We start from the raw sequence: 14,823 nt of genomic DNA on the forward strand, positions 1-14,823 counted from the left end.
AGGTGAATAAAGCGCGCCGCGCCTATGGTTGCCCGCCAATAGTTTCGCGCCCTGCGCCACCGCTTCATTCACACGCGACTCAAACAGCATAGCCGCCGGCTCATCAATCACCGTGCCCATGTCGTTGGCCTTGTCGGCCGGGTCGCCGTATTTCCAGGCCAGGGTCTTGGCCAGCACCTGCTCCACAAACTCGCCCGCCACCGCCTCATGCACCATGAGCCGCTTGATGGCCGTGCAGCGCTGGCCTGAATTTTTGTATGAACCCTGCACGGCCAGCGTGGAGGCCTCATTGAGATCGGCATCCTCCATCACGATGATGGGGTCGTTGCCGCCCAGCTCCAGCACCACGCGCCGGTAACCGGCCTTGCCGGCGATGTACTTGCCGATGGCCACGCCACCCGTAAATGTCACCAGGTCGACCATCGGGTTGGTAATCAGTTCGTCCGCAATCTCGCGCGGGTCACCCGTCACCACGCTGAGCATTTCGGGCGGCAACCCCGCCTCATAGAGGATATCGGCGAACAGGATGGCCGAGAAAGGCACTTTCTCGGAAGGTTTGAGCACCATGCGATTGTTGCTTGCAATGCTGGGCACCACCTTGTGCGCCACCTGGTTCATCGGGTGGTTGAACGGCGTGATGGCGGTGATCACGCCCAGGAGCGGGGAGCGGTGCGTGTAGACGCGACGCTTCTTGCCGTGCGGCGTGAGGTCGCAGCTGAAGATCTGGCCGTCGTCCTTGAGCACCTCGGTTGCGCCGAAGAGCAGCACGTCACTGACACGGCCTGCTTCGTAGATGGAGTCCTTCAGGCAGAGCCCCGCCTCCGCCGTGATGAGATTCGCGACCTCCATCAACCGCGACTGGACGATGGCCGCCGCGCGGTTGAGGATGGCTGCGCGTTCATAACGGCTCAGCTGGGGCTTGCAGGCGTGCGCCCTGGCGAAGGTTTCACGGACTTCCTCAAGCGTGGCCTTGGGCACGCTCCCCAGCAGCTTGGTCGTGTACGGATCGAACACCTCGATCGCGCGGTCACCGGTCCGGCCAGCGCCAACCTTGCGGCCAGCCAGTCGCATGGCATTGAGCTGGTGGTCGCGGATGTACTGGTCAATCACTCTGCGGCTTTCAGGACAGGTTATGTGCGGACATGTTTCTTGCGCTTGTTGCCGGATATCTATTGGGCGTAATTGAGCGCCAGATCGAAGGCATCGAAATTACGAAAACGCCGGTTACGGTTCAGGCCCGGCAAGTCCCGGTTCACGATCAGCGGGACACGCTGCTCGCTCATGCCGCCGTGGGACCGCAAGGGCACTTCGAGCGCAGAAAGATCGTGGCGCGAGGCCGACGTCCCGATCACGGTGAAACGTTCGGACACCGCCACGATGTCACCGATCCGGTCGGCCGGGAGTTCGAAGCGCTCGGCGGCCTGTTCACGTGAAAGCACCAGCTCCATGCCCTTGAGCGCCGCCAGCCGTTTGCGGGCAGCCTCGATGTTCGTGCCCTCGGGCAAGTAGACCGTGGCGAAGGATCCCAGCGCGCCGTGATGCACCACATAGGGGTCGGTGATCGGAAGAATCACACGCGCAACGCCCGCGCCCAGCCAGTTGTCAAACCAGTCCTGCAGGTAGATCACGTCGGGCGTGCCGTCCATGGCGACCTTGGCATTCATGCCGTGGTCGGCCGTGAGCACGATCACGCAACCCAGGTCGTCGAGCTGCTGCATATAGCCGTCCATCATGCGGTAGAAGGAATTGGCGCCGTCGGTGCCGGGCGCGTGCTTGTGCTGCACGTAGTCGGTAGTCGACAGGTACATCACATCAGGTTTGTACTTCTGCATGATCTTCACGCCGGCGGCAAACACGAACTCCGACAGGTCTGCGCTGTAGACGCTGGGCAGCGGCTGGCCCACCAGGCCCAGCACGTCTTCAATGCCGTTTTCTTCCAGCGTGACCTGGTCGGCCTTCTCGGATGAAAAACAAATGCCCTTCATCTTGTGGCCCAGCAGCTTGCGCAACTTGTCTTTGGCTGTGACCACCGCCAGGGACTTGCCCGCGTCTGCAAGGGCCGCAAGCAGCGTGGGCGCACGTAGCCACTTGGGGTCATTCATCATGACCTCGGTTTCGGTGGCGGTATCGAACAGGTAGTTGCCGCAGATGCCGTGCACGCTGGGCGGTGCGCCCGTCACGATAGACAGGTTGTTGGGGTTGGTGAAGCTGGGCACCACGCAATCACCCGTCAGGCCCGAACCCAGCGCCAGGGTGCGCTTGAGCCACGGCATGTGGCCGGTGGCCACGGCCTGCGCCAGGTAGTCGGGCTCGCAGCCGTCAACGCACACCACCACTACAGGCTGGGTCGGCAACCGGTACGCCCGGCCATTGACTTTCACTTCGGTTTTTTTATCAGCGACTGCCACGTTGGAGTCTTCCCTTTTCCATGTTTTTCTCTGGGCTTTTTGCGGTGTCGTCTTCGATCAGGTGCGCAGCTTTGGCCTGTGCCGAACGGGCAGCCGGGCTGGCCTGCAGGCGCGCCTGTCGCCGCAGGTCGTTTTCAATCGTGCGCTCCTTGCTTTCGATCACGTGGTCGTACATGGCCCGGCCCGCGACGTCTGCGTCGCCGGACGCGATGGCCTTGACGATCTGCCGGTGTTCGCTGGCCGAGATCGGCATGAGCCAGCCGTCGGCCAGGTTCAGGCGCCGGAACAGCGACAGCTCCTTGATGAGCTTGCGATAGATGGCCGTGAGCTTGCTGTTGCCGGCCATTTCCACCAGCCGGTCGTGGAATTTCAGGTTAAGCAGGTGGTAGTTGTAGGCGTCTTCTGCCTTGACGGCCTTTTCCATCGAGTCGACGAGACCCCGGATTTCCTTGAGCTGGGCCGGCGTGATGTTCCTGGCAAGCTGGCGGCCTACGAGTTCGTCCATCGCGGCGCGCAGATCGAAAATCTCGACAGCTTCCTCGATGGGAATGTCACGCACGAAGACGCCGCGGTTTTTTTCGTTGCGCACCAGGCCGGCTTCCTCCAGCATGCGGAAGGCTTCACGCACTGGTCCGCGGGAGACACCCATCTTTTCGGCCAACGCCGCTTCAATGAGTTTGCTGCCCGGTTCGTATTCGCCAACAAGAATGGCACGCTCGATTTCCTGCTGCACCACGGTGGTGAGGGAACTGGTCTGCAACAGCGCGATAGTGGGATGAAACACGGCATTCATGCTCTGCATTGAAGCACAAAACACAGGATTGTCAACAATCTGCAAAAAACAATTGACAAGATAAAAGGGGCAGCGTTAAATAAATATTGAGCTGGGTTGATATGACCTGAACACAGGTTGGTCATCGCAGTGTCACTGCCCCGACACGAACAGGTCACAACATTGCAGGTTTTCCACAAAGGACTTTTTATGCAGCTGGCTACCCATCTCAAATCCCTGCCAAAGGCGATCGCTCTTATCGGCTTTTTTGGCCTGCTCACCGCTGCCACCGGCGCATTCGCCCAGAAAACCCAGCTGCTGGTCTACACCGCGCTGGAAACCGACCAGATCAAGGCCTATCAAGAGGGCTTCAACAAGGTCTACCCCGATATCGAAATCAAATGGGTCCGCGACTCGACCGGTGTGATCACCGCCAAGCTGCTCGCCGAAAAATCCAACCCCCAGGCCGACACCATCATGGGTGTGGCCGCCTCCAGCCTGGCCCTGCTCGACAAGCAGGGCATGCTCGAACCCTACGCGCCGATCAACCTTGACGGCATCATGAGCCAGTACCGCGACAAGAAAAAAGTCCCCGCCTGGTTCGGCATGGACGTGTGGGGCGCCACCGTGTGCTTCAACACCGTCGAAGCCAAAAAGAAAAACATCCCCACACCCGAGACCTGGCAGGACCTGACCAAGCCCATTTACAAAGGCCAGATCGTCATGCCCAACCCCGCCTCCAGCGGCACCGGCTACTTCGACGTGACCGCCTGGCTCACGCTTTTCGGCGATAAAGACGGCAAGGGCGGCGGCTGGAAGTACATGGACGCCCTGCACGAAAACATCGCGCAGTACACCCATTCGGGTTCCAAGCCCTGCAACATGGCCGCCTCCGGAGAATTTCTGGCGGGCATTTCGTTTGAGTACCGCGGCAACACCAACAAGGCCAAGGGCGCGCCAATTGATCTGGTGTTCCCCAAGGAAGGACTGGGCTGGGACCTGGAAGCCTTTGCCATCCACAAAGGCACCAAGAAGCTGGACGCCGCCAAGAAACTGGCTGACTGGGCTTCGAGCAAGGACGCGATGATGCTCTACGGCAAGAACTTCGCCATCACCGCGCAGCCTGGACTGGCGCCGCCTCTGGCCAATGTGCCGAAAGACTATGAGGCCCGCCTCGTCAAGATGGATTTCAGCTGGGCAGCGGACAACCGCGAGCGCATTTTGAACGAGTGGACGAAGCGCTATAACTCCAAAACAGAGAAGAAGTAGCCCCCTGTCGGCGGCCTTTTGGCCGCCGTCTCCCCCTCAGGGGGACAGCCGCTGTGGCCCGGCGGAGCCGGTTCCACGCCGCTGCTTGCCCTTTGCGCTGGCGCGACCGTTCAGGTAATACACGTATGACCCACGAATGAACAACGACACTTTTCTGAGCCTGCGTCATATCCGCAAGGAGTTCGGCGCCTTCACCGCGCTGCAAGACATCAACCTGGACATCCGCAAGGGCGAGTTCGTGTGCTTCCTCGGCCCATCAGGTTGCGGCAAGACGACTTTGCTGCGGATCATTGCCGGGCTGGAGGTTCAGACCTCGGGTGAGGTGCACCAGGGTGGGCGTGACATCTCGCGGCTGCCGCCGGCTTTGCGTGACTACGGCATCGTGTTTCAGAGTTACGCGCTCTTTCCCAATCTGAGCGTGGCCGATAACGTGGCCTATGGGCTGGTCAATCGCAAGACGCCCAAGGCTGAAGCGGCCCAACGCGTGAGCGAGCTGGTCAAGCTTGTGGGTCTGCCGGGCAGCGAAGCCAAATATCCCAGCCAGTTGTCGGGCGGTCAGCAGCAGCGTATTGCGCTGGCGCGCGCGCTCGCCACCTCCCCAGGCTTGCTATTGCTCGATGAACCTCTTTCGGCGCTCGATGCGCTCGAGCGCGTCCGCCTGCGCCAGGAAATTCGCGCGCTGCAGCAGAAACTGGGCGTAACCACCATCATGGTGACGCACGACCAGGAAGAAGCCTTGAGCGTGGCCGACCGCATCGTGGTAATGAATCACGGCCTGATCGAACAGGTGGGAACACCGATGGAAATTTACCGCGAGCCGGCTTCGCCGTTCGTGGCGGATTTTGTCGGCAAGGTCAATGTCATGCCTGCGCATGTCAACGGCGGCCAGATGAGGTTCGGCACCTTGTGCCTGCCTTGCGACGGCACCGACCGCGAGGTCAAGGTTTACCTGCGCCCGGAAGATGTGCTGGCCCGGCCCATTGCAGCGGATGATGCCCACGTGTTCGACGCCACTATCGAAAAGATCGAATTCCTCGGCTCCTTCTGCCACGTTCACGTGGCCTCTCCTGCACTCGGCAGCCACAAGCTCACGGTTTACCTCTCGCTCAATTTCCTGTCGGAGCAATCCTTGCAGGTAGGCTCGACCCTCCCCCTCAAGTTGCTGCCAGAGCGCATCAAGGTGTTCTGATGCCCGTCTACACACCTCCTGCTTTGCCCCTGGTGCGGCAGCGCGTGCACTGGATTGACCACCTGGCCTACGCTGCCCTTGCGCTGGCGGCTATTATTTTGATAGCATTTCTGGCAGCCCCGCTGCTGGCCATCCTGCAGCAGGCCGTACAGGACAAGGCCGGGGATTTCATCTGGCTTGACAACTTCATCGAGTACGCCAAGACTCCGGCTCTACTGGAAAGCCTGTGGAACAGTCTCTGGATTTCAGGCGCCGTCACCCTGATTGCGGTACCCCTGGCGTTTGGTTTTGCCTATGCGCTGACCCGTTCGTGCATGCAATACAAGGCGCTGTTTCGCGGCATCACGCTGGTTCCCCTGCTGGCACCTTCCCTGCTGTCAGCCATTTCGCTGATTTACTGGTTTGGCAACCAGGGGGTGCTCAAGGGCTGGATGCAGGGTATCGGTATCGACCAGATTTATGGTGCGCCCGGCATTGTGGTGGCCGAATGTTTTGCGGTGTTTCCGCATGCGCTGATGATTCTGGTTACCGCGCTCAGCCTGTCCGACGCTCGGCTGTACGAGGCAGCCAATGCCATGGGCACCAGCGCCAGGCGCAAGTTCTTCACCATCACGCTGCCCGGCGCCAAATACGGTCTCATCTCCGCAGCGCTCGTCACCTTCACGCTGGTCATGACGGACTTCGGCATTCCCAAGGTGATAGGCGGCAACTTCAATGTGCTGGCCACCGACGTTTTCAAGCTGGTGATCGGCCAGCAGGATTTCGCCAAGGGCGCAGTGGTCGCCATCCTGTTGCTGGCGCCTGCCGTCCTGACATTCGCGGTGGACAGCTACGTCAGCAAACGCCAGACCGCGATGCTGACGGCGCGTGCCGTGCCCTACCGGCCCACGCCTTCGCTCGGCTACGACCGGGTCATGACGCTGTACTGCTGCGCCATCGCCTTCCTGGTGCTGGCCATGCTGGGCATGGCGGTGTTCGCATCCTTCGCCAGCTTCTGGCCCTACAACCTTACGCCCAGCCTGCGCCACTACACCATGGGCCTGATCGACGCGGAAGTCGGTGTCGGTTTTCTCAACAGCCTGAAGATGGCGGCGGGCACGGCCTTCTTCGGCACCGCGCTGGTGTTTTGCAGCGCCTACCTGCTCGAAAAGACCAAAGGCATGGACGGCCTGCGCGGCTTTGTGCGCATGCTGGCCATGTTGCCCATGGCCGTACCCGGCCTGGTGCTGGGCCTGGGCTACATCTTCTTTTTCAATGCGCCCGACAATCCTCTGAACGGCCTGTACCACACGCTGACCCTGCTCACGCTGTGCACCATTGTTCACTTCTACACCACCGGCCACCTCACAGCGGTGACCGCACTCAAGAGCCTTGATGGCGAATTTGAAGCCGTCAGCGCCTCGCTCAAGGTGCCCTTCTTCAAGACCTTCTGGCGCGTCACACTGCCCATCTGCACGCCCGCGCTGGTCGACATTGCGCGCTACTTCTTCATCAACGCCATGACCACCATCTCCGCCGTGGTGTTTCTCTATTCGCCCGAAACCAAAGTCGCGTCGATCGCCATCCTGAACCTGGATGAAGCCGGCGAAATGGGCGCTGCCGCAGCCATGGCCGTCCTGATCGGTATGGCATCAACGATTGCAACTCTGCTTTTCATGGCGCTGGCGTGGTGGGTCAACCGCCGTACGCAAGCATGGCGAATCAGTTCGCGCTAGGCGCTTTATGACAGCCCAGCGCAACATCCGCATGCTCACACGTTACAGCGCGTGGGCCAACGACCGTCTGTTCGGCGCATTAAAGCAACTTCCCGCAGCTGAACTCCTGGCATCGCGCGCGACCGGCTTTGGCAACATGCTTCGCACGCTGAACCACGCCTATGTGGTGGATCTCATCTGGCAGGCGCACCTGCAGGGGCGGCCGCATGGCTTCAGCTCCCGCAACACAGAGGCGACCCCCACACTGGAAGAGCTATGCGCAGCTCAGGGGCAAATCGACATCTGGTACATCGAATACGCAGACGCCATGAGCCTTGAAGCGCTCGACGAGATCGTGCATTTCACGTTCATCGATGGCGAAGCGAGTGCCATGACACGGGGAGACATGCTGCTGCACGTTGTCAACCACAAGACCTACCACCGGGGCTACGTGGCCGACATGATCTACCAGGTTCCTGCGCGCCCCCCAGGCATGGACCTGCCCGTATTCCTGCAGGGATACCCGGCCCGACTGAATTGAATCGCCCGCAACGAAGACCACAGGCATAACAAATGGACAGAGACAAAATCCTCCTCACCCCCGGGCCGCTGACCACCACCCTGCGCACCAAGCTCGCGATGCTGAAAGACTGGGGCTCCTGGGACAGCGATTTCAATGCAGTGACCGCGAGTGTGCGCAAAAGCCTGCTGGCCGTCATCCATGGGCAGGAATCGCACGTCGTCGTTCCTCTGCAAGGCAGCGGCACTTTCAGCGTGGAGGCGGCGGTGGCTACGGTGGTACCGAAAGACGGCCACGTACTGGTGATGGACAACGGCGCTTATTGCAAGCGTGCAGCCAGGCTCACCACGCTGATGGGACGGCGCTGCACCATCATGCCCTTCGACGAAGCTGCACAGGTCTCTCCCGCCGCACTGGACGCCATGCTGGAAGCCGACACCAGCATCACCCACGTCATGCTGATCCACTGCGAGACAGGCGCGGGGGTACTTAACCCGCTGAAGGAAGTGGCCGATGTCTGCAAAACCCATGGCAAGGGCCTGCTGGTGGACGCCATGAGTTCCTTCGCCGCGATAGACATCGACGCGCGCAAGGTGCATTTCGACGCACTGGTGGCGGCCAGCGGAAAATGCCTTGAAGGTGTGCCCGGCATGGGTTTTGTCTTCATCCGCAAGGCCGTACTGGACGGTTGTGCCGGCCGCAGCCAGTCGCTGGCCATGGACCTGCACGACCAGCACGCCTACATGGAAAAAACCACGCAGTGGCGCTTCACGCCGCCCACCCATGTGGTGGTGGCGCTGGCCGAAGCCATTGCCCAGTTTGAGGAAGAAGGCGGCCAGCCAGCGCGCCTGGCGCGCTATACCGCCAACTACACCACCCTGGTCACCGGCATGGCAAGGCTCGGTTTCAAACCCTTCCTGGACCCGGCCATCCAGGCGCCCATCATCGTGACCTTCCACGCGCCAGGCGACAGCCGCTACGAATTCAAGAAGTTCTATGCCGCTGCACGAGATCGCGGCTTTGTCCTATACCCGGGCAAGCTCACACAAGTAGAAACTTTCAGGGTGGGCTGCATCGGTGCGATCGGCCCGAACGAGATCGAGCAAGCCGTACTGGCTGTGGCGGGTGCCCTGCAGGACGTGGGCATCACGTCCGCCGCACCGGCAACCCACGCGCACGGAGCGTAGGCCCTGAGAACGTCTCTTTACAAGCATGAGCCGTGGAACCGGCTTTGCCGGGCCACAGGCGGGCGTCCCCCTCGGGGGGCAGGGAGCTACACGAAGTGAGCGACCGTGGGGGCCTAGTGACTTCGGCGAAACGCCTCGGAAGGCAACTCGCCAAACATTTGCTGATAGTCGTGCGCGAAATGACCAAAATGCCAAAACCCAAGGTGCGTTGCAGCCGCCGTCACGGACGTAGCGGTCTTCAATGCCTGCCTGGCCGCGTTCAAACGCACGGCGCGCAGGTAAGCCAATGGGCTGATGCCCAGCGCCGTTTGAAAACCGTTTTGCAAGGTTCGGCGGCTCACGCCGAGCTGTTCACACAGGGCCAGGACCGTAGGCGGTTGATCGAGCTGCGTATGCACCAGCTCGCGGGCGCGCCGCGTCAGCGTCCAGTGCGCATGGGTGCCGGCCGAATCCACGGTATCCACCGGCGCAAGTACGCGGCCGAGTTGCTCCATCACGGTGTCAAGCATCGCCGCCTGGACGGATGCAGACTGCAGCAGCGCCGGGGCAGCCTCCACGGTATCCATCACACCCGTGAGGCATTGCCGGAGACTGGCCTGTGCCGCAGCGTCCAGCCTGCGCAAGCCGGCCTGCGCACCCAGCCGGGCTTGCAGTGCCGGGTCATGTCGGCTGCAGCGGCGCCAGGCCGCCTCATCGAGCTCCAGCCCCAGCATCACATGACGCCGGGAAGAGCGGAACTCAAAACCCGACGCCCCCGAAAACACATGCAATGCACCAGCGTCGCTGGGCGCGCCGCAAAAAACGCTGGGGCCTTCGACCTGAAGCGGCAGCCCCAAGGCCAGGGCACCATCGCGTATCCGTCCGGTCTGGTACACCGACTCCCGCAGGCTTTCCACAAAGAGGCGAAGGCCCGCGAATTCCAGCTGGCGCACTTCCCCACCGAACGCACCGCGAGACAGCTGGAGGTAGCTCTGGTTCCAGCCCGTGAGTGCCGCCGCCTGCTCGTCTGCGTCGGCGAACGACGCGCGGGACAGCAGGGCTGGCGGGAGAGTGTCAGGCGTGTGGACCATGGCCGCATTCTTGCAGGATTCGTGCCGTGTGCAAGCAACGCTTTGAAACACTTCGACTTACTCGCCGTCTCTTTAAGCTCACTCTCGCTGCGTTACTTGCCGAAATGGGATTTCAGCGCACCTACGCTCGCCCTACGATGCAAGACAGCCCCACCGGGCCCTCAACCTTGCAACCTATAAGGGAGCCACCATGTCAGAACGTTCCAGCGTGCAATACGCGAAAGTCGACGGCAGCTATTTTGAAAAGAGGGGGCTGCGCCGCTATGCCGGTGTCTGGTCGCTCTGGGCACTCGGCGTTGGCGCCGTGATCTCCGGCCACTTCGCCGGCTGGAACCTGGGTCTGGCCAACGGCTGGGGCAGCATGTTGCTGGCCACCATCATCATCTCCGTGATGTATCTTGGCCTGACCTTTTCGCTGGCCGAAATGTCGCCTGCGCTGCCCCATACCGGTGGCGCCTATTCCTTTGCGCGCACCGCCATGGGGCCCTGGGGTGGCTTTCTAACCGGGCTGGCCGAAAACGTGGAATACGTGCTGACGCCGGCCGTCATCGTGTTCTTCATCGGCAGCTACATGGGCAGCATCTTCGGCACACCACCGGCCTGGCAGCCTTTGTGGTGGATCGGTTTTTACATCGTCTTCATCGGGCTGAACATCATCGGCGTCGAGCTGTCGTTCAAGATCACACTGGCCGTCACGCTGCTGGCGCTGGCCTGCCTGGTGGCGTTCTGGATCAGCGCCTTTCCCAAGATCGACTTCGCACGCTGGGCCATGAATGTCGGCGCCGGCGGCGCCGTGCTGCCCGAGGGCCGCGGTCCCTTCCTGCCGCTGGGCTTCGCCGGCGTGCTGGCGTCGCTGCCATTTGCGGTGTGGCTGTTCCTGGCAATCGAGCAGCTACCGCTGGCGGCTGAAGAGTCGGTGGACCCGCGCCGTGACATGCCGCGCGGCATCATTGCCGGCATCTTCACGCTCATCCTCTCGGCCTTCATGATCCTCTGGCTCAACCCCTCGGTCGCAGGCATAGGCTCGCACGCGCTGAGCACCTCGGGTGAGCCGCTGCTCGACGGCTTCAAGGCAATTTACGGCAACGGCATCGCCAAGATACTGGCGCTGGTGGCCGTGCTGGGCCTGGTGGCGAGTTTTCACACCATCATCTTTGCCAAGGGCCGGCAGATCTATTCGCTAAGCCGCGCCGGGTACTTTCCTTCGGCACTGTCCGTCACGCACGGCAGCCGCAAGACTCCGCACATCGCCATGATCGTCGGCTCGGTGGTGGCGCTGGTGGTCATGTTTGTGCTGTGGTTTTCGCTGGGCGTTGACAAAGGCTCGGCCGTCATCGGCGGCACCTTGCTCAACATGGCGGTGTTCGGCGCCATGTTCTCTTACGTCATGCAGGCGCTGTCGTTCATTCGGCTCCGCAGCAAGCTGCCGAATATGGAGCGCCCCTACCGCAGCCCCCTGGGTGTCACGGGCGCGGTGCTGACCCTGCTCATCGCCCTGGTCACCATCTACTTCCAGCTCAGCGACCCGATCTACCGCGTGGGCGTGCTGTGGGTGGCGCTGTGGTTTGCCATCGGCGTCAGTTACTTCGCGGTGATGGGCCGGCACCGGCTGATCCTCTCGCCGGAAGAAGAATTTGCGATTGGCCTGGCCGAAAAAGGCCGGGCAAGCGCCCACCCCTAAAACCAAAAGGTGCCCACGACCATGCCCAAAAAAGCCACCAAATCCTCCGCCCCCCATCCAGCCCTGGAGATGCTGCGCAAGTCGGGCGCCAACAAGATGAAGGTTGCCGTCAGCGACATCGACGGTGTGCTGCGCGGCAAGTACCTGCACAAGGACAAGTTCTTCGGCGCGGCCGAGCCCTACCCGGCGGGCGGTTTTGGATTTTGCGACGTGGTGCTGGGCTGGGACATGATGGACAACTGCTACGACAATACCTCGGTGACAGGGTGGCAGCACGGCTTTCCGGATGCGCTGGCACGGCTGGACCTGGCCACCACACGYCACGTGCCCTGGGACAACAACGTGCCCTTTGTGCTGGGTGAATTCGTGAATGCCGACGGCACGCCRCACGCCGTCTGCCCACGCCAGACGCTCAAGCGCGTGCTCAAGCGCGCCGAAAAAATGGGCTTCATGCCCATGACCGGTATGGAGTTCGAGTGGTTCAACTTCCTGGAAACGCCGCACAGCTGGGCCGCGAAAAACGGCGTGGGGGCCGAAAAACTCACGCCCGGCATGTTCGGCTATTCGCTGCTGCGCATGAACGAGAACCAGGATTTCTTCAACGCCATCATGGACGAGATGCTGGCCTTCGGCATCCCCATCGAAGGCCTGCACACCGAAACCGGGCCGGGCGTGTATGAAGTAGCCATTGGCTTCAGCGAGGCACTGGAGCAGGCCGACCGCGCCATCCTGTTCAAGACCGGCGCCAAAGAGATCGGCTCGCGTTTTGGCATCATGCCCAGCTTCATGGCCAAGCCCCATCAGCAGCTGCCGGGCTGCAGCGGCCACATCCACCAGAGTTTGTCGGACGGCAAGACCAACCTGTTCTTCGACGCAAAGCACCCACGCAAGATGAGCAAGCTGTTCGAGAGCTATGTTGCCGGCCAGGTCGCCTGCATGATGGAGTTCGGTCCCATGATCTGGCCCACCATCAACAGCTACAAGCGCCTGGTCGACGGCTTCTGGGCGCCTGTGAAGCCGACCTGGGGCATGGACAACCGCACTGCAAGTTTCCGCGTGATCGCGGGCAGCGCCAAAGCCACCCGGCTGGAAACCCGTTGCCCCGGCGCCGACGTGAACCCCTACCTGGCGATGGCGGCCGTCATCGCTGCGGGACTGGACGGCGTCGAAAAAGGCCTCAAGCTGGGCGCGCCGATCACCGGCACCAACCAGGGAGCCGAACACATTGCCCGCGCACCGCGCACCTTGATCGAAACCACACGTATTTTCCAGAAATCGGACATCGCGCGCGACTGGCTGGGCGATACTTTCGTGGATCACTTCGCGGCAACGCGCGAGTGGGAATGGCGCCAATGGCTGGACGCCGTCACCGACTGGGAAATGAAACGCTATTTTGAAATCATCTGACCTCCTGATCCGCAGGCTGACCGTGCCCGACGCCGCCATTTACCGCGAATTCCGCCTGCGCGGCCTGCGCGAGCACGCGGATGCCTTCACCTCCAGCTTTGAGGAAGAAAACCTGCGCGTGCCGGCCGACACCGAAAAGCGCCTTTCACCCGCCGGCGACACCGTCATGTGGGCCGCCTTTGTGGACGGTGCGATGGCCGGCGTGGTGGGGCTGAACCGCGAGACGCGGCTGAAGAACCGTCACAAGGCCACGCTGGTCGCGATGTACGTCGCGCCCGAATACCAGGGGCATGGCATAGGCCGGGCGCTGGTCGGCAAGGTGCTGGACGAGGCCCGCGCCGGCGGCGTGGAGCTCGTGGTGCTGACGGTCACCGCCGGCAACCGCGAGGCGACGGCGCTCTACGAGAAATGCGGGTTTAAATCCTTCGGCATAGAGCCCGACGCGATTCGGGTCAACAATGTCTCTTACGGCAAACAACACATGTACTTCCAGGTCGCACCACTATGAGCATCACCGGTTTTTCCTTCCCCACCACCATCAAGTTCGGCGCAGGCGCGCGCAAGCTCGTCGCCGACACCCTGAAAGAAGCGGGCTGCAAACGCCCGCTCATCGTGACCGACAAGGCGCTGGGCGCCTTGCCCGTGCTGGCCGAATTCAGGACCCACCTGGCCGGCCTGGACGTGGCCGTGTTCTCGGGCGTCTTCGGCAACCCGACCTGCAGCCAGGTCATGGACGGTGCCGCAGCCTACAAGGCCCACAAGGCCGACTGCGTGATTGGTTTCGGCGGCGGCGCGGCGCTGGACGTGGCCAAGGTGGTCGGCATCGCCGCCACGCATGAGGGCGACATCCTTGAATACGTCTGGGACCATCCGCAGGTACGGCCCATCGTCAATGAGCTGCCGTACTTCGTGGCCCTGCCCACCACCTCGGGTACCGGCTCCGAAGTCGGCCGTTCCAGCGTCGTCAGCGAAAACGACACGCACCTCAAGCGCGTGGTGTTCAGCCCAAAAATTCTGGCGAAAGTGGTGTTTGCCGACCCCGAACTCACGCTCGGCCTGCCACCGCATGTGACGGCCGCCACCGGCATGGACGCGCTCACGCACAACATCGAGAGTTACCTCTCACCGGCCTATCACCCGCTGTGCGACGGCATTGCACTCGAAGGCACGCGCATCGCAGCCCACGCACTGCTCAAGGCTGTCAAGGAACCGTCGAATCTGCAGGCGCGCAGCGACATGATGATGGCCTCCATGATGGGCGCCATCGCCTTCCAGAAAGACCTGGGCGCCGTGCATTCATGTGCCCACGCGCTGGGCGCTGTCTGCGACCTGCACCACGGCCTGGCCAATGCGCTGATGATCGACACCGTGCTGGCGTGGAACTACGAATCGGCGCCCGCCAAATTTGACGAGCTGGCCCACGTATGCGGCGTGGCCGGCGGTGGCAAGGCTTTTGTAGCCTGGCTCAAGCAGCTCAAGGAGAGCGTGGGCATCACCGGCCCGCTGTCGGCCCACGGCGTCAAGCGCGAACACCTGCCGCGCCTGGTCGAGATCGCCACGGCCGACATCTGCCACCAGACGAATCCAYGGCCCTGCAAGGCTGAGGACTTCCAGCGATTGTTCGAG

At 62.0% G+C, this 14,823-nt stretch carries 13 protein-coding genes; 9 read left to right on the forward strand and 4 right to left on the reverse strand.

Annotation, left to right across the window (positions count from 1 at the left end):
- From AC1D1P_RS03735 to AC1D1P_RS03745, 3 genes are all read right to left on the reverse strand, one after another.
- Window positions 1–1,071 (reverse strand): aldehyde dehydrogenase family protein (locus tag AC1D1P_RS03735; protein ID WP_477672128.1); only part of this gene is annotated, 1,071 nt, incomplete at its 3' end.
- A gap of 98 nt (window positions 1,072–1,169) precedes the next feature.
- Window positions 1,170–2,408 carry a phosphonoacetate hydrolase gene (gene phnA, locus AC1D1P_RS03740; protein ID WP_477672119.1) on the reverse strand — a complete coding sequence of 413 codons (1,239 nt, stop codon included), beginning with the start codon at window positions 2,406–2,408 and terminating at the stop codon, window positions 1,170–1,172.
- A complete protein-coding gene (locus tag AC1D1P_RS03745) occupies window positions 2,395–3,210 on the reverse strand; it encodes a phosphonate utilization associated transcriptional regulator (protein WP_477672120.1) in 816 nt (271 codons plus the stop codon). Before AC1D1P_RS03745 ends, phnA begins: the two co-directional genes overlap by 14 nt.
- A 180-nt stretch (window positions 3,211–3,390) precedes the next feature.
- Here AC1D1P_RS03745 and AC1D1P_RS03750 point away from each other — a divergent pair, with 180 nt between their 5' ends.
- The 5 genes from AC1D1P_RS03750 to AC1D1P_RS03770 all read left to right on the forward strand — a co-directional run bounded on the left by AC1D1P_RS03750 (window position 3,391) and on the right by AC1D1P_RS03770 (window position 9,039).
- Window positions 3,391–4,449, forward strand: coding sequence for a putative 2-aminoethylphosphonate ABC transporter substrate-binding protein (locus AC1D1P_RS03750; RefSeq protein WP_477672121.1), 1,059 nt, complete (start codon window positions 3,391–3,393; stop codon window positions 4,447–4,449).
- 136 nt (window positions 4,450–4,585) lie between these two features.
- A complete protein-coding gene (locus AC1D1P_RS03755; RefSeq protein WP_477672122.1) occupies window positions 4,586–5,638 on the forward strand; it encodes a putative 2-aminoethylphosphonate ABC transporter ATP-binding protein in 1,053 nt (350 codons plus the stop codon).
- The gene (locus tag AC1D1P_RS03760; protein ID WP_477672123.1) at window positions 5,638–7,353 is read left to right on the forward strand and encodes a putative 2-aminoethylphosphonate ABC transporter permease subunit; all 1,716 of its coding nucleotides are present in this window, start codon (window positions 5,638–5,640) and stop codon (window positions 7,351–7,353) included. The genes AC1D1P_RS03755 and AC1D1P_RS03760 overlap by 1 nt, the downstream gene beginning before the upstream one ends.
- 7 nt (window positions 7,354–7,360) lie before the next feature.
- Window positions 7,361–7,873 (forward strand): DinB family protein, encoded by a 513-nt coding sequence (locus tag AC1D1P_RS03765; protein ID WP_477672124.1) that lies wholly within the window; start codon window positions 7,361–7,363, stop codon window positions 7,871–7,873.
- Window positions 7,874–7,905: 32 nt separating this feature from the next.
- A complete protein-coding gene (locus tag AC1D1P_RS03770; protein ID WP_477672125.1) occupies window positions 7,906–9,039 on the forward strand; it encodes a 2-aminoethylphosphonate--pyruvate transaminase in 1,134 nt (377 codons plus the stop codon).
- A gap of 113 nt (window positions 9,040–9,152) precedes the next feature.
- Here AC1D1P_RS03770 and AC1D1P_RS03775 read toward each other — a convergent pair whose 3' ends face one another.
- Complete coding sequence (locus AC1D1P_RS03775; protein WP_477670576.1) at window positions 9,153–10,109, reverse strand: helix-turn-helix domain-containing protein; 957 nt, start codon at window positions 10,107–10,109, stop codon at window positions 9,153–9,155.
- A gap of 190 nt (window positions 10,110–10,299) precedes the next feature.
- Here AC1D1P_RS03775 and AC1D1P_RS03780 point away from each other — a divergent pair, with 190 nt between their 5' ends.
- From AC1D1P_RS03780 to AC1D1P_RS03795, 4 genes are all read left to right on the forward strand, one after another.
- On the forward strand, window positions 10,300–11,790 hold the full coding sequence (locus tag AC1D1P_RS03780) for an amino acid permease (protein WP_477672126.1): 1,491 nt from the start codon (window positions 10,300–10,302) through the stop codon (window positions 11,788–11,790).
- A 21-nt stretch (window positions 11,791–11,811) separates the two neighbouring features.
- On the forward strand, window positions 11,812–13,197 hold the full coding sequence (locus AC1D1P_RS03785) for a glutamine synthetase family protein (protein WP_477670574.1): 1,386 nt from the start codon (window positions 11,812–11,814) through the stop codon (window positions 13,195–13,197).
- Window positions 13,184–13,705, forward strand: a complete 522-nt coding sequence (locus tag AC1D1P_RS03790; protein WP_477670573.1) for an N-acetyltransferase family protein — start codon at window positions 13,184–13,186, stop codon at window positions 13,703–13,705. The genes AC1D1P_RS03785 and AC1D1P_RS03790 overlap by 14 nt, the downstream gene beginning before the upstream one ends.
- On the forward strand, window positions 13,702–14,823 hold a 1,122-nt coding region (locus tag AC1D1P_RS03795), incomplete at its 3' end, for an iron-containing alcohol dehydrogenase (RefSeq protein ID WP_477672127.1). The genes AC1D1P_RS03790 and AC1D1P_RS03795, both read left to right, overlap by 4 nt.

This window comes from Polaromonas sp. P1_E1_2 (assembly GCF_056406035.1).

Excerpts from the sequence above, each read along its gene's own strand:
- AC1D1P_RS03745 (WP_477672120.1), bottom strand. The coding sequence starts at position 3,210 with ATGCAGAGCATGAATGCCGTGTTTCATCCCACTATCGCGCTGTTGCAG.
- AC1D1P_RS03750 (WP_477672121.1), top strand. The coding sequence starts at position 3,391 with ATGCAGCTGGCTACCCATCTCAAATCCCTGCCAAAGGCGATCGCTCTT.
- AC1D1P_RS03755 (WP_477672122.1), top strand. The coding sequence starts at position 4,586 with ATGAACAACGACACTTTTCTGAGCCTGCGTCATATCCGCAAGGAGTTC.
- AC1D1P_RS03760 (WP_477672123.1), top strand. The coding sequence starts at position 5,638 with ATGCCCGTCTACACACCTCCTGCTTTGCCCCTGGTGCGGCAGCGCGTG.
- AC1D1P_RS03765 (WP_477672124.1), top strand. The coding sequence starts at position 7,361 with ATGACAGCCCAGCGCAACATCCGCATGCTCACACGTTACAGCGCGTGG.
- AC1D1P_RS03770 (WP_477672125.1), top strand. The coding sequence starts at position 7,906 with ATGGACAGAGACAAAATCCTCCTCACCCCCGGGCCGCTGACCACCACC.
- AC1D1P_RS03775 (WP_477670576.1), bottom strand. The coding sequence starts at position 10,109 with ATGGTCCACACGCCTGACACTCTCCCGCCAGCCCTGCTGTCCCGCGCG.
- AC1D1P_RS03780 (WP_477672126.1), top strand. The coding sequence starts at position 10,300 with ATGTCAGAACGTTCCAGCGTGCAATACGCGAAAGTCGACGGCAGCTAT.